The 21,772-nt window shown below is 42.2% G+C and carries 15 protein-coding genes and 1 pseudogene; 4 read left to right on the top strand and 12 right to left on the bottom strand.

Annotation, left to right across the window (positions count from 1 at the left end; translation table 11 throughout):
* Window positions 1-19: 19 nt before the first annotated feature.
* From C7Y66_RS13220 to C7Y66_RS13175, 9 genes are all read right to left on the bottom strand, one after another.
* On the bottom strand, window positions 20-1,303 hold the full coding sequence (locus C7Y66_RS13220; protein ID WP_106545933.1) for a lipopolysaccharide biosynthesis protein: 1,284 nt from the start codon (window positions 1,301-1,303) through the stop codon (window positions 20-22).
* On the bottom strand, window positions 1,267-2,271 hold the full coding sequence (locus tag C7Y66_RS13215) for a glycosyltransferase family 4 protein (RefSeq protein WP_106545932.1): 1,005 nt from the start codon (window positions 2,269-2,271) through the stop codon (window positions 1,267-1,269). The genes C7Y66_RS13220 and C7Y66_RS13215 overlap by 37 nt, the downstream gene beginning before the upstream one ends.
* Window positions 2,272-2,407: 136 nt before the next feature.
* Entirely contained in the window at window positions 2,408-3,649 is a 1,242-nt protein-coding gene (locus C7Y66_RS13210) for an O-antigen ligase (protein WP_106545931.1), read from the bottom strand.
* An 88-nt stretch (window positions 3,650-3,737) separates the two neighbouring features.
* Window positions 3,738-5,126 (bottom strand): hypothetical protein, encoded by a 1,389-nt coding sequence (locus tag C7Y66_RS13205; RefSeq protein WP_106545930.1) that lies wholly within the window; start codon window positions 5,124-5,126, stop codon window positions 3,738-3,740.
* Between the two features lie 645 nt (window positions 5,127-5,771).
* Entirely contained in the window at window positions 5,772-8,105 is a 2,334-nt protein-coding gene (locus C7Y66_RS13200) for an NACHT domain-containing NTPase (RefSeq protein WP_106545929.1), read from the bottom strand.
* A gap of 1,259 nt (window positions 8,106-9,364) precedes the next feature.
* A complete protein-coding gene (locus C7Y66_RS13190) occupies window positions 9,365-12,541 on the bottom strand; it encodes an efflux RND transporter permease subunit (RefSeq protein ID WP_106545928.1) in 3,177 nt (1,058 codons plus the stop codon).
* A 52-nt stretch (window positions 12,542-12,593) separates the two neighbouring features.
* Entirely contained in the window at window positions 12,594-14,045 is a 1,452-nt protein-coding gene (locus C7Y66_RS13185; RefSeq protein ID WP_106545927.1) for an efflux RND transporter periplasmic adaptor subunit, read from the bottom strand.
* 257 nt (window positions 14,046-14,302) lie between these two features.
* Window positions 14,303-14,662, bottom strand: a complete 360-nt coding sequence (locus C7Y66_RS13180) for a translocation/assembly module TamB domain-containing protein (protein ID WP_071925431.1) — start codon at window positions 14,660-14,662, stop codon at window positions 14,303-14,305.
* Entirely contained in the window at window positions 14,659-15,567 is a 909-nt protein-coding gene (locus C7Y66_RS13175) for an NmrA family NAD(P)-binding protein (protein ID WP_106545926.1), read from the bottom strand. Before C7Y66_RS13175 ends, C7Y66_RS13180 begins: the two co-directional genes overlap by 4 nt.
* Before the next feature lie 285 nt (window positions 15,568-15,852).
* Between C7Y66_RS13175 and C7Y66_RS13170 the strand changes: the two are divergent.
* Window positions 15,853-16,036 (top strand): annotated as a pseudogene (locus C7Y66_RS13170) (hypothetical protein).
* 326 nt (window positions 16,037-16,362) lie between these two features.
* Here C7Y66_RS13170 and C7Y66_RS13165 read toward each other — a convergent pair.
* The gene (locus tag C7Y66_RS13165; RefSeq protein ID WP_015154194.1) at window positions 16,363-16,635 is read right to left on the bottom strand and encodes a Mo-dependent nitrogenase C-terminal domain-containing protein; all 273 of its coding nucleotides are present in this window, start codon (window positions 16,633-16,635) and stop codon (window positions 16,363-16,365) included.
* Window positions 16,636-16,949: 314 nt separating this feature from the next.
* Between C7Y66_RS13165 and C7Y66_RS13160 the strand changes: the two genes are divergently transcribed.
* The gene (locus tag C7Y66_RS13160; RefSeq protein WP_106545925.1) at window positions 16,950-17,813 is read left to right on the top strand and encodes a hypothetical protein; all 864 of its coding nucleotides are present in this window, start codon (window positions 16,950-16,952) and stop codon (window positions 17,811-17,813) included.
* Here the strand turns inward: C7Y66_RS13160 and C7Y66_RS31080 are convergent.
* Window positions 17,794-17,949, bottom strand: coding sequence for a hypothetical protein (locus C7Y66_RS31080; RefSeq protein WP_158265918.1), 156 nt, complete (start codon window positions 17,947-17,949; stop codon window positions 17,794-17,796). The genes C7Y66_RS13160 and C7Y66_RS31080 overlap by 20 nt on opposite strands.
* On the opposite strand from C7Y66_RS31080, the gene fahA reads away from it, so the two are divergent.
* Window positions 17,923-19,239 carry a fumarylacetoacetase gene (fahA, locus tag C7Y66_RS13155; RefSeq protein WP_106545924.1) on the top strand — a complete coding sequence of 439 codons (1,317 nt, stop codon included), beginning with the start codon at window positions 17,923-17,925 and terminating at the stop codon, window positions 19,237-19,239. The genes C7Y66_RS31080 and fahA overlap by 27 nt on opposite strands.
* A 93-nt stretch (window positions 19,240-19,332) precedes the next feature.
* Here fahA and C7Y66_RS13150 read toward each other — a convergent pair whose 3' ends face one another.
* Window positions 19,333-19,818, bottom strand: a complete 486-nt coding sequence (locus C7Y66_RS13150) for an ankyrin repeat domain-containing protein (RefSeq protein ID WP_015154197.1) — start codon at window positions 19,816-19,818, stop codon at window positions 19,333-19,335.
* Window positions 19,819-20,903: 1,085 nt separating this feature from the next.
* Here C7Y66_RS13150 and C7Y66_RS13145 point away from each other — a divergent pair.
* A complete protein-coding gene (locus tag C7Y66_RS13145) occupies window positions 20,904-21,761 on the top strand; it encodes an SDR family oxidoreductase (protein ID WP_106545923.1) in 858 nt (285 codons plus the stop codon).
* Window positions 21,762-21,772: the final 11 nt, after the last annotated feature.

Genomic DNA, 21,772 nt, shown 5'->3' with positions numbered 1-21,772 from the left:
TCCTTCCTAATTTGCTAATTTAATAAACTGTTCTTCGGAAAACATACCGTGTCACTCTAAACGTATAAACTGGTAGAGCCGTTACATGAATTAGCAAAACTGCTGCCGCAACTCCTAAAATGTTCCAGTGAGTACCGATGGATACTGCTAAGGCGAAAATTGCCGTGAAGAAAAAATTCCATGCGAGGTCCCAGTGTGGCTTATCTAGTGCCCATATACTCAACGAGGCGGCAGTGGCGAAAGGACGAGGAATTCCTGACAAGCAAATTAAGATTAGAATGGGAATTGCAGCAATCCATTTATGCCCGTAAATAATGGGAACGTAGAAAGGAGCTAGGCTAGATTGCAATAGAATCAAAGGCACGATAACTACAGCAATTGTTTTTAAACTACTGAGATAACGGCATCGAAATTGTTTCAAGTTTGTGCGAGCATCACATAAATGAGGAAAAAGCGCTCGATCTATAGCACTAGCTACACTAAGAGTAAGTACCAGTCCAGCATTGAAAGCAAAGTAATAGATTCCTAAAGCTTGAACTCCTAGAAAACGTCCTACTATAATGTAATCTAAATTATTTCTCAAAGTGTTCAATAGTTCAATCCCAAGAATAGTTTGACCAAATTTAATAATTTCTTGCCAATGCTTCACGGTCAAAATTCGAGAAGGTCGCCAGTCGTGATAAATATAGTTACCGACAACGAAAATAGGAGCTACTAAAACTCTTGGTAAAACCATAGCCCACATACCAAAACCTAAAAAAGCTAAGACAACAGATAGTATGCTGGCAATTAAATTTTGTAAGCCACTGATAATTGCACTCACATGTAAACGATTTTCTCGCTGAATTAGCGCTGCTTGAACTAGAGAAATGGGAAGTATTAAATAGATGGAAGCTAAAACACAAATAGGCAGAATAATTTGATTGTCACGATAGAACCAGGCAACTGGAAAGGCAACTAGGCATTGAACGATGAATAGTAAACCACAAATCAACCAATTTAGCCAAAAAGCAGTTTGACAAAAGTTTTTTAAATCTTTTGCATCGACTTGAACTAGCTTAGCCCAAACTCCATTATGAGTGAAAACATCGACAAATTCATTTGTTGTCAGTACGAGTGCGGCTAAACCGTAATCGTAGGGTTTAAGTAAACGAGCTAAGACAATAACAGTGAGTAGGCGGGTAATACGAATAAAGAGTTCTGAAGCTCCTAGCCAACTCATATTACGAAGAAACGGACTCGATGATTTCTGCCATAGTAAGTTAATCAAAGCTCTAGAACCTCCCAAAGCAAAGTTCGCCATTGACTTAAATATCGATCCCAAGCTCCTTTAACCGACTCTCGACCTTTACTTCCCCAGGTTTCTATTTGAGTTTGTGGCAGTGAAGCAAAATACTGAATTGCTTGAGCTAATGCTTGAGGATTGTCTGGAGGCGTGAGAATACCACAGTTTTGAACTTGTTCGGTTAAGCCATCGATATTGGAAGCAATAACTGGCTTACCTGCTGCTTTAGCCTCTAAGCAAACGTTGCCCCAAGGTTCCCAACGGGAGGGAATCACTACAACATCAGCTCTCAGCAAAAAACTAGATAGGTCGTCAACACGTCCCACAAATTTAGTGTTTTCTAATCCGCGAGCTAATTGCTTGAGTTCATTTTCTTGCAATCCCTCGCCACCAAGGTATAGTCTGATTGGGATGTGTTGAAGCATTTTTAAAGCCTTGAGCAAAATATCAAATCCTTTTTGCGAGCAAAACCTTCCATATGCTGCTAAAACTAGAGTTTTGTCTCTAGGTTTTTGAGTAATTGTAAAAAGTTTCTGTATAGGCGTACACTGTTGAATCAATGTTAACTTTTTAGGTAAAACTAAAGAATTTTTTGCCATCCATTTTACCTGGGCTTGTGAAATTGCTATCACTTGGTTTGATAAGCCATAATTTAGTTTCAACATTTCATGAAACTGGATTCTATTAGAGACATTAAACTGTTCGTAACCTTGGGAATAATGGTGTTCGCGGATAATGATTTTAGCATGAGGGTTTAGTAGTTTTAGCAGTCTTAAAACTGGCAAATTTTTTAGACGAGAAGCCTGACTACACATAATGACATCTGGCTTTAAACATAAACACTTGAAAATCGACTTATTTGAATTAAGAGACAAAACACTAAACTCAAACTCTTTAGATAAGTAAGAATTCACTAATCCATCAAGGGTGAATTTAATTCCACCCATCTGGTTATCTCCTGCAATCTGAAGTATTTTAGGTTTCATTTTTAGTAGTTTTTCAAAGTCAGCTCTATTTTTGTTTATGTTTCAGGTATACGCGACTTGTTTTTACAATACTTTTCTGCGTAATAGAAATCGCGATCTATAAATTGTTTGCACGATCGAGAATACAATTTATCATTTATTTACCTTTAAAAGCAATTCCTATTATTAATAAACCTGCCCAGTAAAGATAAGCCAAATCACTTATATTTTCACTAAAAGTGAATATAAATAATACTAACAATATACTCAATCCAATCTCGGCACTCTTAGTCCTTTGTGCTTTCATTAGCAGATCTATAAAGCTCCACAAAAGAGGAAATATAAACGCGATAAAACCCACTAGTCCTTGAACGTATAAAAGACCAGACCATGTACTATGACTACCAATAGGCATAGATGCTACAATAATAGGACCTTTTTCTTCAGTAGCTCCATGTCCCCAAATAGGAGCCTCTTTTTCCCATTTGTATAGAGCCATGTCACTTAAAGTTTTTCTAACTTTTGAAGAGCTGGCTCTACTACTATTAAATAGCTTCTCAAAAAGTTCCAATAGTTCGATCGCTAGACTCGCAAAAACGGCACCAAAGAAACTTGATATTCCTAGAATAACGTGGACTAGAGGCTGGTTGATTTTTTTTAGAACCAAAGTTAAAAATGGAATGATAAAAAGACATAAAATAGCCGATCGCGAAACTGAAAGTACAATCATAGCAATACAACTAATTATGCCTATCCATCGCCATCTTTTATTCTGTTCTTCACGCACAAGTAAGAAGTAGATATTAGCAACTAATCCTAAAGCAGGAGCCCAAGGAGCAAACAGGGATAGACGAATTTGGTTAGTATCAATATCAAAACTATGAAGTGATATTGCATAATACATAGGTCCACCTCCTAAAAACTTTAGTGGAGAGATGTATGCACTATCTGGGATATTTAAAGCTATTAATATGTATGCAATGGGAATTATAACTAAGCTTTGTAAACAAAGGATACAAACTCCTCGGTAAATCAGTGCTGGTCTGATATTGAGACAACTAATTAGAGGAAATAGTGCCCAGAGAGACCACCGCCTAGCCCAGTTAGCTGTTGAGGCAATTATCTTAAATAACCCTAATTCAAAGTCTACGTGACCAACAATCATGCCCAATCCCATAATGATTATAGAAATAAGCCAAATCCAAATTGAAAGGGGAATAACAATTTTTTCTTCTTCTAAAGTCTTATCGGTTTGAATCCAAAGTTTTTTACATACATATAACGTCAGCAACCAAGCGATCGCGGGTATGACAACATATTGCGCTCCCAATAAAAAGAATATATACGTTCCTATTAGGGAGTACCAAACTACTTTTTCTTCAAAGTTTTGAGGTGCCATTTTCAGGAGATTTCCCTTCCCTGTAAAATTTTAGTAATGAGTTGGAGCTTAATCGCAGTTGTATATGCTTTGAACGCACAGAATAAACTCATTTGCCTGTTGATGTTTTACCTTGGCGCAACCAATGCAATCCTAGTCCCGTACTTACAAACAAGGAGCATAATATCGTGCCTACCAAAACAAATTCCTGTCTCGGCCAACTGGGAGTATCAGCTAAAGTAGGTTCTGTAACAATTTCCATTAATGGGTAGGAGCCAAAAATGTTTGATTTTCCAAGATCTAATTTTGCTAGGTTAGAGGAGAAAACTGCTTTAGCAACTTCTACATCTCGCTTGAGAGCATCTAGAGTATTTTCTTGCTCTGTCAATTTTTTTAGTCTGTCTTCAAATTGAATAATTTGCTTGTCTAGTCTCTGAGCTTGACCTTGAAGCCCTGTTCGATCTGCGCGAACTATCATTAATTGCTGGAATAACTGCTCTCGTGCTGAGTCAGAGTTGCTACTAAGATCCAACTGCCGCAGGCTCGCCAAACTGATTTGTCTTCCTAAGAGAAACTGACTCTGGTTTAGAAGGGCTTTTTCAGCTGCTTCTCTCTTAGCTTCCTGTTCGACCACTATAGGGGCATTAGGCAAAAACTTGGAGCTTAAAACATCCAGAGCAGCCTTCGTTTCACTATAATCTTTTAAGTTCTGCTGAAATACTCGATCTGTTTTCAAGGTCAAAGCATCTGCTACCAGTTGAGCTGATGAATTTAGATCGGCTGATATTTGTTTCAAACGATCGTTGGCTTGCTGCTGTTGAGCTAAAACTTCAGCTTTTTGTCTACGTAATTGTTCAATAGTTCCTAAAAGCTCTCTGAGTCGCTCGCTAGAGTTTAATCCTGAATGAATTTTATAATTTGAAAGACGTTTTTGAGCAATTTCCAGCTTTTTTTTAGAAGTATCAAGAGCTATTTGAAAAGCTACATTTCTTCGAGTTACTCCTTGACTTCTAATTCGATCGAGCTTTGTTTCAAAAACTTGGTAAAAAGCCAAAGATTTATTTCGAGCTTCCTGCGGACTAGCACCTTTAAAATTTACCTCCATAATAGCACTATTGACTACTAGCTTAATCTGTGGCTTACCAAACTGCTTTGAAGACATACTCAGATGCTGCGCTGCTTCTTTCAGTATAGGTAGGCTTTCAGCTATAAATTTGTAATTTTCTCTTGGATCTTGAGTAGAACCGCCAGAGTACGGAGTAGAATTTTGATAAGAAGCTTCTCCAATGTTAGGCAAATTAACATTAACAGATGAACCCTCTCCAGGCACGGCGATCGCTGAATGACTAGTATATGTCGGCGGCACAAACTTGAGATAAAGTAAAGCAGAAATCCAAATAGTTGCATTAGTAATTAATCCAAGGGTTAAATAAAATTGCCAACGCCCACGATTGGTCAATGATTTATGAGGATTTAACTTAGGAAGTGCTATAGACATAAGGCAGTATAAATTTGGTATAGTCAAGAAAAGATGTGTTAAATTACCAAGCTTGCGAATGTATAAACTAATTTACTGCTTGTTGCTCGGTAGTACGCTACTTATAACAGTATGCAAACAGCCTATTCGCGATCGCGTCTCAGAAAGTGAATGACTTTATGTACAACTTGTATGAGTTGTTTGTTTTTTGTTTGAGTTAAGTGATTCTCAAATATCGAGCGGTTTCAGAGAAGATTTTGCTGATTTTTTGTATCGAATGTAATAAAAAGCTGCATTACTGCTGTAGCATTTTAAGAAAAACCTTCAGTAGATAGAGAAATAAAAATGAGTTCTATGCCAAAGGCTTGAGCTTTTTTCTCGAAATTTTTCAGCACTCGCTCTTGATATCGTCAACATTCTCCCTGTTGAAGTGGACAAGGAGAATTAGGTATTGGCTCAACACAATAGGTAGCACTACCGACAGGTAGAACCTAAAAAATGCACAATACACTGTTGTTACCCCTGCCGCTATTGCCTTCAGCAGTTGAGCTATTCTATTCCTCGCCGCTTCTGTTCTTTCGGCTAATTTTGATTATCTGTAACGTGTCCTAAAGACAACCTTTAACAGTAGAATACAACTCAGTAACAAGTCCAGAAGATTATCCCCTATTGCAAAACTTTCAGTAATGCTGGTAAAAGCAATATTTCCTCAATTTTTGCTCGTACGGTAAAACTGATTTCACGACTCTTTTTAAGGCACTTTACTACTAAGTACTTAGCAACGTAGTATTGCTGAAGTAATGCCTTCTGATATTCGCTAAACTGCCACTGGTAACCGATATTACGCTCCCAGAGGAGCTGAGACCTCATCTCCTCAACCCAAGTTTGACCATTGATACTCCACCATTCCTTGAGCTTTTCTTGGCTTTGTTGAGGGGTGGGTAGCTGTTCTCTCAGTTCTTGGAGTAAATTTTGCAATTTGGAGTGACAATCGAGGTCTATCTTATAGGGAAAAGCAGAGATTATAGCAAGGATTTGTTCCTCAGACGGGCGATCGCAGATAGTAAGTCCTATGGATAGCAAGCGTTTCAAAGCTAGATCCAAATATAGATCGTAAGTCAGTTTACTCGTAAGTCTTGGATCGATCTCAATGGAGAGAGACAAGTCGTAAACTGGTTCTGATTCGCCGTGAAGCTCCAACGATAGATAAAAAGCACGAACTGCGGCAGGTTCGTAAGGTACTTCGACTGAAAGAGATTTCTGCTGAAGCCAGATCAGAAACTGCTGCAATTTCTCATCAGCATCTACCAGCTCATCGCTACGCTGTTGCATTAACTGAATTAGAGGATCGGCATCTTCTATCATTTCCATAACGAATAGAAACACTTCATGCCAGCGAGGATCGCTCATGTGGATAGTCAACTGCTTCAGATTTCTATTTAAAGCTTCTGGCTCAAGATTAGCAACAATATTTCTAGCCGTGAAATATTCTTGAAAAGTGGGATATGAGAATGAGTAGATTGCTTGAGCTTGTTCTACTATGACTCCATGTTCTACCAAAAGCGACCTTAGCACTGTTTCACTAATGAAGTAAAGTTCTTCTGAATCAGATGGAGTATTGGGTAAAGCGCGAAGATAGTCTTTGATATAGTGCAAGAGATTACTCTGTGTAAAAAAGTAGTTGTCTTGCTCAAAGGTAATAGCAGCAATCTGACTGAGTAATTTTATCTTATGAGGTAAAGATAACTGGTAGAGGCTTTTATCTGGTTTGATTCCTCTCACGCGATCCCACCGAACTAACAAAATATCTAATGCTTGTTTGTATAACTCAGCGTGTTGAGCAGAAAAGCTTAAATTAGTTTGAAATAGAGAACAAGCTAGGTGCAGAAAAAGAGGTGTTCTAGCAAGACTATAAATTGACTGATTTTCAGGCAGCTTTAGTTCTTTTAGAAACCGATCTGCTTGTACTAACCCTTGTTCTCTGGGGTTATTACTGACGTTTACAAACCACTGCTGAGCGAATGCTTCGATTTGAGAGAAGTTTAAATCAGCTATCTCAACATCAGTAAATTTCTCAAGCCAGTACCACGGTGTGGAAGTGCGACAGGAAACTATAAACTGATTTTTGTCATAATCTTTTGACAAAACACTAATCTGTTGCTGAACCTCTGCTCTATACTCTTCTTCTACTTCATCTAAGCCATCCAGTAGAAACAATGCTTGACCGTGATGAAGTAAAGTTTCAATCTGCGGCTCAGAAAACCCGATTTTACATAACTCTTGACTAATATAGCTGAATAAACTAAAATGTTGAGTCTTGCTGGTCTCCTCGGCAAAGCTTCTTAGTCGGATAAAGATTGGTAGTCGATCTGGAAACAAGCCACCCCGATTGCATTGAATAGCAATGTACTGCAAAAGTGTGGTTTTGCCAGACCCTGGTTTACCTAGAATCGTCAGCTTAGAATAAGTTTCAATTACCTGTGCTGCTGAGACGTGTTTTTGACGAACTTCATTACAAATCTGGCAGCTCGAATCTTCGACGCTAGAGCAATTTAAATGAGATTTGTCTAACCGTCTATTACTTGTAACGTTCTCGAATACATCAACTTTAATATAAATATTTTCTAACTCTATTGGTCGGGCTGTATCTAATAAACGTATAGCGCCATACTCTGCTTGAATTCTATCGTGACAATGCGATCGCGCTGCTCGTACTAAGGCATCGAGATTCGCTTTCTCATCTTTCTCATCCTCTTTATTTGCCGATATGGTATCAGTCGGTAGAGCTGCGATCTCTTGCCAATCTAAACCTAGACGAAAGCAAATTTCTAGAAATGTCTGTCGCTCAATCGGTTTGCCTGCGAAAAACTTCCATATTGGTTGGCGTGTTTCAATTCCAACTTCACATGCTAGATCTTCTTGCGTCCATTGCGTATGTCTAAAAGCCCTTTTCGCTTTTTCAATACCTGTAGTAGATGCTTGTAGGGATCGTCGTGCCATATGTCAATAAATATAAGGAATAAAAATTGAGTTGAATTGAATAGTTATGAAAAATCTGCAAAGAGCCATTTGACTAGTTGGCGAAATTCCTAGCCATGTAGACAGATTTAAAACGATCGCAAATTTAGTTGGATTGCAGCAAGCATTTCCAGACAAAGCAATTAGTTGTCTTAAAGCGAGCCACTAGCTAAATTAAATAGCCAATATATCAACTACAGTATAGAAATTTTTATTGTTTGTTTTTTGATTTTTTTAATTGATGTCTTCATTTCATGACATACTCTATTGTTTTTTTGGCAGCGTTAGATACCAGAAATCAGTATGGTAATCAAGTATTCAGCGATACTTGTGATGAAATTCTACCTCATGAATATATTAAAACTAGTAATTTTCTTTTCGTTTTAGTAGTACATCTCTTCTGTTTTTTAGAATACCCCCCCACAGAATATTGTCCAAGCGAATGATAAACAGCGTAACAAAAATTTAAATTATTTGCAATAACATGTATTATTATTGCCATTATATAGTAAAAAGTTGGTATTAAGATACTAAGCCGTATAAAAATACCAAGCACTACTACTTTCTTACTTAAGATACTTAAACGTCTTTTAATTCTTACTAGCTAGAGCAGAGCTTAGTTAACGTAGTAAGTGTAGCTACGTCGAGAGTATGCTATAAAACTCAAAGACGCTCGCCACTTGTCAGCATCAGCACAAGAAGCACTGCGGTATCGAGTCGTGAATGCAGATCGATTATGGTATGAGTAAATCCGTTGCAGCTCGCGTGTTTCAGGTGTCACGCGTAGCAGTGCATCATTGAACGCTCGTCTGTAGCAAATGGTAATGCATCATTGCTGAAAGGGTCGTGCCTCAAGCAAGTATCGAATGTCCTGCTGTTGCTGTCTCACTTAGCGAGCCGCTTCGTTTTGGTCAATGATGCGATCGACTGCTTCAAATTCCTGAACCCGACGCAGCATGACTTCAGCTCCAGGAATTTTGTTTGCTCCTTCAGCAACCGCTTGCGCTAGTTTCCAGGTATGACCCTACATCGAGTAGTAAACAACTAGAATTTTTAGAATTTCTCTTAATACCATTTTGATCTGACTGCGCCACGGAAGATCCCCCCAACCCCCCTTAACAAGGGGGGCTATGAGCGATCGATTTAGTGCAAGGATAAATAGAATTGGTATAAGTTAGGTTTGATACGTTGCTGTCAGACTTAATGACTACCTTTGAAGGTGGTAATTAAACAAGTAAAACTTAGCGAGTGACTTCTGACTCCCGTGCTGGATCTGATAATTGTTGTTGAGAACGTTTAGACTTGCGACCTTTATGAAACCAGCGATCGCCAAATGACTCAAATGTGATGTACAAAATCGGGACGACAAACAAACTCAAAACCGTAGCTACCAGCATTCCACCAAATACAGCCGTACCTAAAGATTGACGACTACCCGCTCCCGCTCCGGTAGCTATAACTAAGGGGAAAATTCCTACTAAAGTAGAAATTGCCGTCATCAAAATCGGTCGCAAGCGTTCTTGAGCTGCTTCTAAAGCTGCTTGCGTAATTGACAACCCGCGATCGCGCAATTGATTAGCAAATTCTACAATTAAAATTGAGTTTTTACTTGCCAACCCAATTAACATTACCAATCCAACCTGACCGTAAACATCATTGGGAAAACCGCGTAAAGTGAGAGCCAATAATGCACCCAGAACAGCTAGCGGTACAGCTAAGAGAATAATTAGCGGATCGAGATAATTTTCATACTGAGCCGCCAAGACTAGAAAGACAAAAACAATTCCCAAGCCAAAAATGATCGGTGCTTGTCCGCCAGACTCTAATTCCTCCGCTGTAATTCCCGACCATTCATAACCAATATTAGGTGGTAGCACCTCAGTGGCAATTTGCTCCATCTTGTCAATTGCTTCGCCAGAACTGAAGCCTTCAGCCGCCGAACCAGTGATTTCAATCGAGCGAAATAAATTGTAACGATTAATTGTTTGCGCTCCGGTTGTCGGAGTAATCTTCACTAAATTAGCCAAGGAAATCATCCTTCCCTGTGCCGATCGCACGTAGAGCTGGCGAATATCATCGGGGTTATTCCGAAACTGTCCATCTGCTTGTACGTAAACGCGATAGCTGCGCTGTTCTAAATTAAAATCATTCACGTACTGCGAACCTAAAAAAGTCTGCAACGTGTTATAAATATCGTCAATAGAAACCAGTAGTGCTTTAGCTTGGTTGCGGTTGACTTCTACTATGACCTGTGGTGTATTAGCAGTAAAAGTTGTAAATACTCTTTGCAATCCCTCTGTTTGACTGGCTCTACCGATTAATTGATTAGCTGTTTGTAATAAGGTATCTAAACCAACATTGCCTCTGTCTTGTAATTGAAATTGAAAGCCACCAATGCTACCCAAACCAGGAATTGCTGGTGGATTTGTGGGAATAATTCTTGCTTGCGGAATTGCTGCTAATTGTCCGCCTAACTTCTGCGTAATCGCTTGGACTGATTGCCCCGTACCTTGACGTTCATCCCAAGGTTTGAGCGAGGTAAAAATAATTCCATTATTAGCAGTATTGCCGCTAAAACTAAAACCACCGACAGTAAAAGTCGATTGCACTTCGGGAATTTTGAGAATTTGCGTCTCGACTCGCCGCATTACATCATCTGTATAGTTTAAAGAAACTCCAGGTGGACCCTGCACCAATGTAATAAAATATCCTTGGTCTTCCTCCGGTAAAAAGGCAGTAGGCACAGTCACGAACAACCAAGCTGTAAAGGCGATCGCAGCAGCAAATAGCGCCAAAACGATGTATTTGATTCTGACTAGGCGATGGAGAATTTTTTGATAACCGCGGCGCAACCAGTCAAGAAAACGATTGATTTGGTGGAAAATTCGACCTAACCAGCCGCCTGTAGTTTGTTCTCGTCTCAGTAAAATACCTGCTAAAGAAGGCGTAATCGTAATAGCAAGAAAGGTAGAGATAGCGATCGAAAAGGCGATCGTCAGCGCGAATTGACGGTACAATGCCCCTGTAGTGCCTGGGAAGAAAGCTACGGGAATAAACACCGCCATCAACACTAAAGACGTGGCAATGACTGCACCTAGTAGTTCGTGCATCGCTACCGATGCAGCTTGACGCGGCTCCATGTTTTCTTGTTGCAACAAGCGGGAAATATCTTCGACTACGACGATCGCATCGTCTACTACCATCCCTGTGGCTAAAGTTAAGCCAAACAGCGTCAAGCTATTAATCGAAAATCCGAAGACTTTGATAAAAGCAAACGTACCGATCAAAGCGACAGGAATTGTAATCGCAGGAATGACGGCAATTCGCCAGTTTTGCAGAAACAAGAAGATTACAGTAATAACTAGAGCGATCGCAATTAATAGCGTAATTACCACTTCAGAAAGCGATTCTTGCACGAATAAAGTCGTGTCAAAGGCAACATCATACCTCATGCCTGGAGGGAAACTTTGCGATAGTCTTTGAATTTCAGCTTTAACTGCACTAGCAACTTCCAAGGCATTACTACCAGGTAACTGATAGACACCTAAACCTACAGCATCTTGTCCCCTAAATCGCAAGAAGGAATCGTAGTTTTCTGCTCCTAATTCTGCCCGTCCGACATCTTTCAACCTCACCAACGTCCCATCTGCACCAGTTTTGAGGACGATGTTTTCAAATTCGGAGACATCTTGCAGGCGGCTCTGCGCTCGCACGTCGATTTGATATTGTTGATTATTAGGGAGCGGCTGTTGACCCAAGCGCCCCGCACCAACTTGAATATTTTGTTCGTTGAGCGCCGCAACTACATCTTGTGCTGTAAGATTGCGACTGGCGAGTAAGTTAGGGTCTAACCATACGCGCATCGCATATCTGCGTTCGCCAAAAATTGTAATATCGCCAACGCCCTCAATTCTTTTCAGGGCATCTACGAGGTAAATATCGGCATAATTACTTAAAAAGATCGGGTCGTATTTGTTCTGTTCGGAAAACAGCCCAAGTGCCAACAACAGAGTGCTAGACCGCTTTGTTACCGTCACTCCCGTGCGTTGTACTGCTTCTGGTAACTGTGCCTGGGCGACGGATACGCGATTTTGTACGTCAACGGCTGCCAAATCTTGGTCGCGAGTCGGCTCGAACGTGACTGAAATCGAGCTGCTACCATCGTTATTGCTGCTAGAACTAATGTACCTCTGACCGCGAACGCCGTTAATTTCCCGCTCTAATACAGTTGTGACAGTATTTTCGACAATTTCTGCACTAGCTCCAGTGTAGTTTGCCGTGACATTGACTTGAGGCGGACTGATTTCGGGATACTGAGCAGCAGGTAGTGTGGGAATGCTAATCGCTCCTGCTAACAGAATGATAATGGTACAAACGCTAGCAAAGACAGGTCGCTTGATGAAGAAATCTACGAACATGATGAGGGGTAATCGGTAATTGGTAATTGGTAGTTGGTAGAAAACTGCTCGCTCAGCTCTCTTCCCCTGCTCGTGCGCTCCCTGCTCCCTGCTCTGGCACGGGGGCGATCGCAGCGCCATCTCTGAGGTTGAGCAGCCCAGAGGTAACGATCCTGTCTCCTGGTTGCAATCCCGATCGCACTTGGTAGCGATCGTCTTGAATGTCTCCTAACTTCACTAGTTGCTGTCGAGCCGTTAGTTGAGTTTGCCCTTCTGGGGATTTTGTTTGTTGCACCACATAGACAAATGTTTGCCCTGCAACCCGCGATACTGCTGTCGTGGGAATTAAAATTCCTTGTCGCTGGTTCCAAATCACTCTGGCGCGGACAAAACTATCGGCTCGGAGTTGGGTAGGGGAATTGGCAAATAATGCTTTAATTAAGATCGATTGCGTATCGTTTGTCACTTGGGGCGAGATAAAAAATACCTTGCTCGTACCGATTTGCTCTCCTTGTTCGTTTAATAATTCTACTGGTGTACCGATTTCTACTTGTGCCACCCGTTCCCGTGGGATAGAGACGTTCACTTCTAAAGGTTGATTTTGAGTCACGGTGGTTAGTTGAGTCGAAGGTGTGACGAGATCGCCAACTTTGACGGGAATCGCGCCTACCGTACCTGCAAAGGGAGCGTTGACTTGGAAGTATTGCAGTTGCACTCGTGCTTGGTTAGTATTTGCCTCTGCTTGCTGTACGGCTTGTTGAGCTTGAGCGACTGCCGATGTCTGCGCTTCGATTTGCTTGTCGATCGCATTCAAATTAGCACGAGCTGTTTGCAGTTGATTGTAATATTGGTCTCTTGTCTCTCGCGATACTGCTCCTTGACCAGCTAGAGCAGAATATCGTTTGTACTGCTCTTGGCTCAGCCTTAGATCGGATAGAGTAGCTTGCCTTTCTGCTCTGAGCGATCGCAATGTAGCTTGCGCCGTTGCAACTTGAGCGCGAGCCGCTGCTGCTGCCGCAACTGCACCCGATACAGAGGCTTGTTGCTCGTCAGGATCGATTTGCACCAGCGGTTGCCCAGCTTTAACTTGAGTACCTGGTTGGACGTAAATTTGCGCGACTCGTCCCTGAACTTGTGGCAAAAGAGTCACCGACTGCCGCGACTCCAAATTCGCAATAAATTCCGAGCTTTCAATTATAGTGCCAGATGTGACTGTTGCCGTGTTGACGGGGACAGCACGCGGCTGGCTTTGTCCTGGTGGTGACTGACCTTGCTCTTGACGCTGCCACCACTGCCAACCCAAAAAGCCCCCACCCAGAAGGATAGCGATCGCGCCTATAATTGATAACCACTGGCGCTTCTGTCTAGAGGAAGGTTTTGTCCGTACTCGCTCGGGAGGGGAATTGTCTTGCACCTCACCAGTTTTTTCGACCGATACTACATTTCTAGAGCGAGATAGTGTATCGTCCTCTTGCTTTATCGTTTGATATTCTGGTTCCGTGCGTTTAGAATCCGAATGGCTCATTTATCTGATACTTTTTTTAAGAATTTTTTCTTTCGAGTGCGTAGTAATTTATGCCAAGTAACTCACCAGCCAAATGTCCCCTTCGAGCTTACATAGAAATAGTGGAAAACTGGTGCAGCCAAACGGTAGATATCGTCTGATTTATTGAGTCAAACTATCTGAAGGTAGAGATTGTATTAAGCTTAGAGTTAAAGGCATTTGACTAATAGACCGAGCATAATCAGCACTCAGATAGGGACGGTATTGCTGCGAACCTGCTACATAAGTCTCAAAAAAAGCCACGCTCCAATTTCTACTGCTGCGGTAGGAAAGCGTAATTCATCAATGCTCAAAACCTCACCAATCTCGGTAATATTGTCTTGGAAGTTGGATAGGGTAGAACCTGCTATTGTGGCAAGTCCTAGTGTAGGATTTCCTCTACCCAAAGTATTGATAAAGGAACCGCTTAACAGCGCGACGCTCTCTGCTTCGCTGCGATTCAGTTCGCTAGTCAGTTCTAGCTTATCCGCCAATTCACTTGCAGAACCCTCTACCACTGCTTCCACGCGCACGGTGCGGAAAGTGCCGAAGCTTGATGAGAGGATTAGAAGGGATAGGAAGCGATCGCCTCTGCTCACAGATTTTCGTAAGTAAGTTCTTTGTTTGCCCAGTGAGTTTCTGCCAGAAATTCACTAAATGTAGTCAGGAGTCTGGGAAATTCCGCTTCTCTTAAGCGCCTAACATCGGCTTGATAGCCTTGCGTACGATACCACTTAATCAGGGCAAATAGTTCCCATCGCCAAAGAAGTAGAAATATCCATGCAGGTATTTCTCTGTAGACAACTGGCGTGGACTGTGCTTCTGAGAAACTCTGCGCCATTTGTAAAGGAGTTAGCACGTCGCCTGCCAGCTCAATTTCTTGACCAATGTACTTTTGTGCATTTTTCATCACATAAGCAGCAATGCGTCCCATATCCCTAGTTGTAATTAGATGTAGCGGTCTGTCGGGCTGAAGCGAAAAGGAGAAGACCCCTTTGAGGATGGATGGTCGCGTGTACTTCTTCCAAAACTCTTCCATGAATAGACAAGCTCTGAGCATAGTTGTTGGCAAGCCAGCCTGTTTGAAAACTTGCTCCACCTGATACTTCTGCTCGATATGGCTGACTCCAGAATTTCTATCTGCTCCACCAGCGGAGTTATACACCAAATGCTGGATCTTGGCATCAACAGCCGCTCGTGCCAGTCGGTGCGCTCTCTCGATCTCTTGTGGATCGGGTTTAGCAGCATCGGCAGACAAACCGTGGCAGTAGACAGCCGAAATTCCCTTCAAAGCTGCTTGAAGCGATGCTTCATCATCCAAGTTAGCCTCAACTAGCTCAACGCCTGCATCACTTATCTTTGACAAATTGGGGCGGCTCAGGTCGATTTTTCTAGTAATGGCGTGCAAGTCAGTCACTCCAGTATCGAGAAATCCCTTGACTGCATTTTTGCCAGTGCCGCCAGTCACTCCTATTAGCAAAATCCTACCAATTTTTGATTCCATGTCATTAGGGAAAAGCGATCGGGGACATTAAAAATTTTTGCTTGTCATGCTATATATTATTGAGCCACAAAAACCCCCTTCTGGTGGTTTGAAATGCGAGAAAGACTGCTGGTATATGGGCGATGGTCGCGACAAGCGCGTTTCACCCTCGGCATCGCGATGAAGACGAAGAAGCTACGATGGGGACAGGCTGACATAGATCGGTTTTCTCTCTACGATTTTCCTACCCGCCGCAGTGCGAATAGAGACACAATAATAAATAGAAATAACTTTTTGAGGTAAGCTATGTTTCCTTTTTGGGGTAGTAGCTGCAAAGGAGCGCGAACCTATGTCTCGCAAAAGCTTTTTAGAACGTAGGCTTTGGTTTCTCAAGTGGATGCGAGACGATCTAGAGACAAAACTAGCAGGCATTAATGCGGCGATTGGTAAAGTAGAGCAGCAGTTAGGGGAAGATGAAGCACCCGTTTGAAGTTAAAGCTTGAGGCTATATCTATACGCTACAGCTAATTAGGTAAATCCGAGCGTAGTCCCAGTGAAGCAACTGGGACTTTTCGATTAGCGGTAGGGGTCAGAAGAATAGTGATAACTGCGCTAACGCACATCATACTGTTCTGGCGATTCTGCTAATAGGGGAACTGTGTTCAAGTGCATCCCCTATCTTTCTTTGTTTTCGGCTATTTAGTCTAAACTCCAGTTTTACCGACTGACTGTCTACAATTGCGGCAGTAGCTTGGGGAGATCTTTATTGCTTCAAAAGATCGCTTAGTAAAACTTGTTTGCCGTAAGGCACTCTCATTAGTAGCAATATAGTGCTTTATGCTTATCAGATTCATTCGTTAGATAGGACAGAGCTTTGAACCGCAGGCTAACCAATTGCTCGTAAAAAGGATTTAGCTTGCACAGAGGTGGAATGTGAAATAAAGTACGCCCAAAAAGCTTAATGTCTCGTTCAAAAGGGCAACTTGCTGGGATCGACTGGCATAATAATTTGGCAATCTTGCGATCGCGCACTTCTATCTTATCAAACCATTGGTCAACCAAATCCCGTAGATTGAGAAGTTTCACCATAACGATCGCTCCTTGTAATCCAGTTGAATCATGCTTGGTTTTTTGAGCCTATTCATATCAAGATGCATACTCTCGAAAAATTGGTCTGACTCCACTTTTTCGCGTTACACTCCTTGAGTTATGAATACTAATCAATTATTGATTAGTATTCATAGTATGAAAGCTGTCTGTTTGCGATCGAGTTCAATCAGATGTATAACTTCGTGTATAACTTCTGCCAGCGGTAGGGGATAATTTAAGAGTAGAGATTACACAGCAGCGGACAGCAACAGAGGCGCGTTTTAAATCAGAGCGTCAGGAGGAAATGAGATCTAATGCTCGCATCACTAAAAGCACTTCTCACCTCAGTTGTAGACTATGCCGGACTGTTTCCCCCAGCAAAGCTTGACTTGCGACAAGCAATGGAAAATTACGTCCAAGACTCGGCATCACCCTACGCTTGGATGCTGAGTCGCTTTGTCATCCCAATTTCCCGTTTGTCGGAGTTCGCGGAACTATTGTCGGCGTTTTCTTTAAAGCATTGGTCGCTCAGTGTAATTCTTTCGGGACTGGAATCGGAAATCGAGCAGGTGCAATCCCTTCACATTGGCAACAAGGTAGCGATCGCAGCTCTTGAATTTTCTGCTCTTTCACCTCCAGAAATAGAAAGAGTGTCGTCCGATCTTCCTACTGAAGTTGAAGCATTTTTTGAAATTCCCTTTAATAGCGACTTAAAGCCATATTTAAAGGTTCTGCGGCATACTGGTGCAGCAGCTAAAATTCGCACTGGCGGCGCAACCATCAATGCTTTTCCCAGCGTTACTCAATTGAGCCAATGCATCTTTTCATTTGCCGAAGCCCAAGTTCCTTTTAAAGCAACCGCAGGTTTGCACCACCCCTTACCAGCTCAATATCCCTTGACTAGCGAACCAGACAGTCCTGCCACATTAATGCATGGCTTCTTGAATGTGGCAACTTTAGCAGCACTCGCATACTGGCAAAAAGTCACGCCAACAGAAGCCTTAGAACTTCTCCAAGCATCCAGCAACACTTTCCAATTCAAACAAGATAGTATTTGCTGGCGCGATCGCTGTTTAGATATTTTAGAGATAGAAGCAGCTCGACAACATTTCTTCCGCTCATTCGGTTCCTGCTCCTTTCAAGAGCCAGTCAACGACCTCAAGCATGTTTTAAATTAGTAATTGGTAATTGGTAATTGGTAATTGGTAATTGGTAATTGTGTGGTGCGCGATTTAATTTTGAATTTTGAATTGCTCCCTTGTCCCCCGTGTCTCCCTTGTCTCCCGCATGATCCGTCCCATCAATCGCACCCACAATCCAAATTTACGCAGTTGGGTTGAATCGGCAAATCAAAAGGACACTGATTTTCCGATCCAAAACCTGCCGTTTGGCGTGTTTCGACCTCGGAACAGCAATAATTCCCGAATTGGGGTGGCGATTGGCGATCGAATTTTAGATTTAACTGCGTGTTGCCAAGCTGGATTGCTGCAAGAACTTCCCCAGGAACTACAAGCTGCATGTACTGCACCTAAATTAAATCAATTGATGGTGATGGGAAGTAGAGCAGCCTCAGCATTGCGCGATCGCTTGAGTCAGCTCTTACGAGCCGATGCCCAAAATCCCCCCTTAGAAAGCAAAATTCTTTACTCGATGTCTGAGGCAGAACTTTTATTACCTGCGGATATCGGCGATTATACTGATTTCTATGCTTCGATCTTTCATGCCACTAATGTTGGTAAGTTGTTTCGTCCCGACAATCCACTCCTGCCTAACTACAAATACGTCCCGATCGCTTACCACGGTCGTGCTTCTTCCATCGTGCCTAGCGGGACTGCGATCGCGCGTCCCAAGGGTCAGAGGAGAAGTTCTGGGGAGTCAGTGCCAAGTTTCGGATTTTCTCAACATTTGGACTACGAACTGGAAGTTGGTTTCTTCATTGGTAATGGAAATCAGCTAGGTCACCCCATCTCAATTGATGATGCGGAGGAACACATATTTGGGCTTTGCTTGGTGAATGATTGGTCGGCAAGAGATATTCAAGCTTGGGAATATCAGCCCCTCGGTCCCTTCTTATCCAAAAGCTTCGCAACGACAATTTCTCCTTGGGTAGTAACCCTAGAAGCTCTAGCACCATTCCGTTGTGCATCTTTTCAACGTCCCCAGGAAGATCCGCTACCACTGCCTTATCTTTCCTCAGCGCATGATACTAAACTAGGTGGCATTGACCTTACGGTAGAAGCACTAGTCTGCTCAGAGCAAATGCGTGTTATGGGAATGCAGCCGTTGCGCCTAAGTCGCGCTTCTTTCAAATCGATGTATTGGACTTTAGCTCAGATGCTTGCTCACCACTCAAGTAATGGTTGCAATCTCCGCTCTGGAGATTTGCTAGCCAGTGGCACAGTTTCTGGCGCTGAAGCAGGAACGCAAGGATGTTTACTCGAAATCACTCAGCGTGGCTCAAAGTTGATTCAACTGCCAACAGGCGAGGTAAGTTCCTACCTAAATGACGGAGATGAAATTGAGCTGCGCGGATACTGCGAGCAGGAAGGCTATGCCAGAGTTGGTTTTGGAGAGTGTCGAGGTAGAATTCTCTCAACTAGCTGACATTCCATTGATACTATGTCTATTTGCTGGAATGGCGACGTATCTTTGAGAGTAGTTAACAGTTGTCCATTCGAGCATTGATTGGGTTTTTACCTATGCGAGAATGCTAACAATCTCTCTACGCCTACATTTCATTGCTAGCTCCAAAGGGGTATCCCCATACTTGCTTCTAGTATTTAACTGTGCGCTCGCATCTACGAGTAGCTTAACCCCTTCAATATTATTTTGCACAACCGCATCGTGGAGAGCAGAGTACCCGTTGTAGGGACCCTGAGCATTGAGATCGATCCCATATTCAATTAGAACTTTCATCACTGCTGGATACCCCAGATAAGAAGCGGCGTGAAGTGCAGTTCCTTTCATGCTAGAGTCAACCGCACGAATATTAGCACCAGAGTTAAGCAACAGCCTGACCATTTCAGAGTCACCATTGGCAGCACTAATTATGAGCAGGCTATTTCCATAACTGTCCGTTTGGTTAGCGTCCGCTCCGCTAGCAATCAATTTTTTTGCTAATTCGAGGTTATTGTCGTTCACGGCAGCAACCAGACTGGTACTCGTAACTAAATTAGTTTTCATCAGTTTGTCCTCATGTTTGACGAATTTTTACACTACACATTTAAGAGTGCAAATTAAATCTTAAAAAAATCTTAAGACAGAAGATTGCCAGGTTGCTAGGGTGAAACTTTTTGAGTGAGTTAGCATTCTTTTGACTGTATGCGGTATACAGTAAAGACGAAAAGTAGATAACTATAGAACTCATATTTAATTTTTGAAATCTACGTAGGATGCGTCACGCCAAAGGCTAACGCATCACTCTCAGTTTTTGGTGTGTTACGCAAGCGCGTAACACACCCTACCCATATTGAGGTTTTTTCGATAATCAAACCGGATTCCTCTAGAACTAAAGATTTAAAAGAACTGAAGACTCAATTGAAGTTCGACTGCAATATATGAAGAATTCCGCAGCGAACTTGAAATTTATTACCTTGATTACCTACCGACCGAAACAAACAAACTGCTGTACGAGCAGTTAACCAGGGTCTATCTCGTCAGCAGTAAATGTTGCAAAACTGTTCAGGGAGATTCCAATGGAATGCGATCGCTTGCTTCCAGTCAGCAAGGCAATCTTTTCGGCTTTTAACGATTAATGAAGGAGGACACTCGACGTAAACCATCTAAGACCGCTCTGATGGAGGATTGCGCCTCCCCTCGACGGTAACAAAGTGGAGGAAGCGATAAAAACTCCACACCATCGATGTCCTTAATTTGCACTGTTCGCACATTTGACATCGCTCTCCTTCAATGCGCGCTCCTGAGCCACAACGGTATAACGCTCATACAGTGCTGTTTCTTTTCATAAGTTTAGAGTTTATAAAAAGCGATCGCAAGGCTAAATCTTTCGGAGTAAGTTCGCATTCTTTTGCTTTCTTCTCTGCCTGCAATCGAATTTAAATCATAGGAAAGATAACCATACTGCAAGGCAAAACTGCACTATGAGTAATTCAACTTACTCAATAGATAAATACAATATAATTACTGAATTTTCAATAGAGAAGTAATGCAATCTTCAATATTTTTACTATAGACATTCCAAAGTTTAATGCTGTGAAGACAACACATCATCATTTGCAGTTTCTCCAAACATTTGAGAGAATGCGGGAATGAGTAATAACATCTTGGTAACGGGCGCTACAGGCAATGTTGGTTCTGAAGTTGTGCGTTTGCTGAGCAAACGGGGATATTCAGTCAAAGCTGCTGTACGAAGTCATTCTGATTCGCGCATTCACCTACCTTCTGGTGTAGAGTCTGTTGCTTTTGATTTTGAGCAAACCCAGACTTTTGAGCCTGCTTTTCGGGGAATTAATACATTGTTCTTGGTCAGACCACCTGCGATTTCGCAGGTGAAGAAATATATCTATCCCGCGCTGACAATAGCCCAAGCAGCAGGTGTCGATCGCGTTGTCTTTCTATCTCTCCTGGGAGCAGAACGCATGGCGATCGTTCCCCACGCTAAGATCGAAGCCTACATTAAATCTCTTGGTCTAGCGTATACCTTTCTGCGGGCAAGTTTCTTCATGCAGAACTTGAGTACAACGCATTGTCAGGATATTAGAGATCGCAACGAGATTTTTGTCCCAGCAGGTAAAGGTAAGACAAGTTTTATTGACGTGCGGGACATTGCCGCTATCGCCGTAAAAGTGATGACTGAACCAGGACATGAGGATCGGGCATATCCGCTGACTGGAAGCGAGGCACTGGACTATTATGAAATCGCCGAGATCTTTACAAATGTTTTAGGAAGACAAATCGTTTACACTCATCCTTCTATCTTAAAATTTGCCCGGAAAATGTATATTCGAGGGTTACAGCCTGAGTTGATTGTGGTAATGCTGGGAATTTACACTACAGCACGTTTGGGGTTGGCAGCAAAAGTTACCGAAGATGTCAGACATTTGTTGCAGCGATCGCCTATTAGTATGGAAGAGTTCGTGCGGGATTATCGAGCCAGTTGGATGTGACAAAGCCAGCA

The sequence above is a fragment of the Chroococcidiopsis sp. CCALA 051 genome (assembly GCF_003015105.1).
Lineage (GTDB): Bacteria > Cyanobacteriota > Cyanobacteriia > Cyanobacteriales > Chroococcidiopsidaceae > Chroococcidiopsis > Chroococcidiopsis thermalis.
The sequence above is the reverse complement of the archived record's forward strand: the minus strand, read 5'-3'. Positions and strand labels throughout refer to the sequence as shown.

Coding starts and splice junctions, on each gene's coding strand:
- C7Y66_RS13220 (WP_106545933.1), bottom strand. CDS start 1,303: ATGGCGAACTTTGCTTTGGGAGGTTCTAGAGCTTTGATTAACTTACTA.
- C7Y66_RS13215 (WP_106545932.1), bottom strand. CDS start 2,271: ATGAAACCTAAAATACTTCAGATTGCAGGAGATAACCAGATGGGTGGA.
- C7Y66_RS13210 (WP_106545931.1), bottom strand. CDS start 3,649: ATGGCACCTCAAAACTTTGAAGAAAAAGTAGTTTGGTACTCCCTAATA.
- C7Y66_RS13205 (WP_106545930.1), bottom strand. CDS start 5,126: ATGTCTATAGCACTTCCTAAGTTAAATCCTCATAAATCATTGACCAAT.
- C7Y66_RS13200 (WP_106545929.1), bottom strand. CDS start 8,105: ATGGCACGACGATCCCTACAAGCATCTACTACAGGTATTGAAAAAGCG.
- C7Y66_RS13190 (WP_106545928.1), bottom strand. CDS start 12,541: ATGTTCGTAGATTTCTTCATCAAGCGACCTGTCTTTGCTAGCGTTTGT.
- C7Y66_RS13185 (WP_106545927.1), bottom strand. CDS start 14,045: ATGAGCCATTCGGATTCTAAACGCACGGAACCAGAATATCAAACGATA.
- C7Y66_RS13175 (WP_106545926.1), bottom strand. CDS start 15,567: ATGGAATCAAAAATTGGTAGGATTTTGCTAATAGGAGTGACTGGCGGC.
- C7Y66_RS13165 (WP_015154194.1), bottom strand. CDS start 16,635: ATGGTGAAACTTCTCAATCTACGGGATTTGGTTGACCAATGGTTTGAT.
- C7Y66_RS13160 (WP_106545925.1), top strand. CDS start 16,950: ATGCTCGCATCACTAAAAGCACTTCTCACCTCAGTTGTAGACTATGCC.
- fahA (WP_106545924.1), top strand. CDS start 17,923: ATGATCCGTCCCATCAATCGCACCCACAATCCAAATTTACGCAGTTGG.
- C7Y66_RS13150 (WP_015154197.1), bottom strand. CDS start 19,818: ATGAAAACTAATTTAGTTACGAGTACCAGTCTGGTTGCTGCCGTGAAC.
- C7Y66_RS13145 (WP_106545923.1), top strand. CDS start 20,904: ATGAGTAATAACATCTTGGTAACGGGCGCTACAGGCAATGTTGGTTCT.